This is a genomic window from Pseudoalteromonas sp. SR45-5 (assembly GCF_014163565.1).
Classification (GTDB): domain Bacteria; phylum Pseudomonadota; class Gammaproteobacteria; order Enterobacterales; family Alteromonadaceae; genus Pseudoalteromonas; species Pseudoalteromonas distincta.
The window spans coordinates 1-1,181 of sequence record NZ_JACJDN010000903.1 but is presented as its reverse complement, the minus strand read 5'-3'; the positions used below and the strand labels follow the sequence as shown (position 1 = coordinate 1,181).

2 protein-coding genes are annotated in these 1,181 nt (G+C 34.0%); both read left to right on the top strand.

All coding sequences use genetic code 11. From position 1 onward, the window contains the following. On the top strand, window positions 1-411 hold a 411-nt coding region (locus tag H5072_RS19970), incomplete at its 5' end, for an exonuclease III (RefSeq protein WP_182694582.1). 227 nt (window positions 412-638) lie between these two features. Beyond that, window positions 639-1,160, top strand: a complete 522-nt coding sequence (locus tag H5072_RS19965) for an EF-hand domain-containing protein (RefSeq protein ID WP_002959711.1) — start codon at window positions 639-641, stop codon at window positions 1,158-1,160. The last annotated feature ends 21 nt before the right edge of the window (window positions 1,161-1,181 follow it).

Below are 1,181 nucleotides of genomic sequence, written 5' to 3'. Positions count from 1 at the left end.
GCTACTGCTTTATTAGCATCTGCAACTGCTTCAGCACAAAGCAATACTTACTTCAGTCAAGATAATAAAATTGAGTCTAAGTTATGTGTACTAAGCGCAAACGAAGGCTTTAGTGTTGCTCGTAAAGAAGCTGCTCAGCACGGTGTTTACTTATCTCGTTTTTCTAAAAGCATTTTATGTAATGGTGAAGATATTCGCGATATTGCTAAAAAAACGACATTAAGCAACGTATCAGTTGAGAAAGTAGAAGTATTTGCAAAAGACGCTCAACAAGAAACTCAATTATGTATGACGGCTTTAAAACAAGGTTTAGCACCTGTTCGTCAAAAAATTGGTAACTTAAACTCATTAAAATGTAATGGTCAAAACGTTACTGAGTTTGTTAAACGCTACCAAAACGCAGCAATCTAATTATTAGCTGAACTATATAACTAAAATTGAGATACCTGGTTTTTTACCGGGTATTTTTTTGCAAAAATTACAAGGTTGTTTGCAAAGCTTGCAAGCTTAACTTATTGAAACTGTTCAACAAACGCACCAATCAAGATTAAGTTGTTGATTCTTATAAGTTAACTATTATTGGCATTGGATTTGTATTAGTTAAAGTGACATTTAATTAATTACGAAGGATACGTCTTATGAAAAAGTTAACATTAGCAGCCACTATTTTAGCATCATTAAGCCTAGCGGCTTGTTCATCTAATCAAGGTCTTGAAAGAATAGACAGTGACTTTGCAAGTTTAGATAATGACAGCGATGGCTACATCTCAAAAGTTGAAGCTGATGACGATAGCATTTGGGGCCATTTTTCAAATATTGATACCAATATGGATAACGAAATTAGCCGCAAAGAATTCAACACTTACATGAAGTTAAACAATGGTAAAGTAGCCACTGATTCTGAAGTAAGTGAGTCGGCATTTAAAGCTGAAATCGCTAAATTCGATAAAATTGAAAGCAGCTTTTCAAGCTTAGATAACGACAGTAATGGCTATATTTCGGTAGTTGAAGGTAACGATGATGATATTTCAAATCACTTTGGTTACATGGATAAAAACCAAGATAAGCGCATCAGTAAAAGCGAGTTTATGGGTTACATTAAAAAATACGGTAACGCAGTAGCTGAAGATGATGCATTAGAAGCCATTAAACACAGCTAATATTTGTTGTTTTAAAGAGTA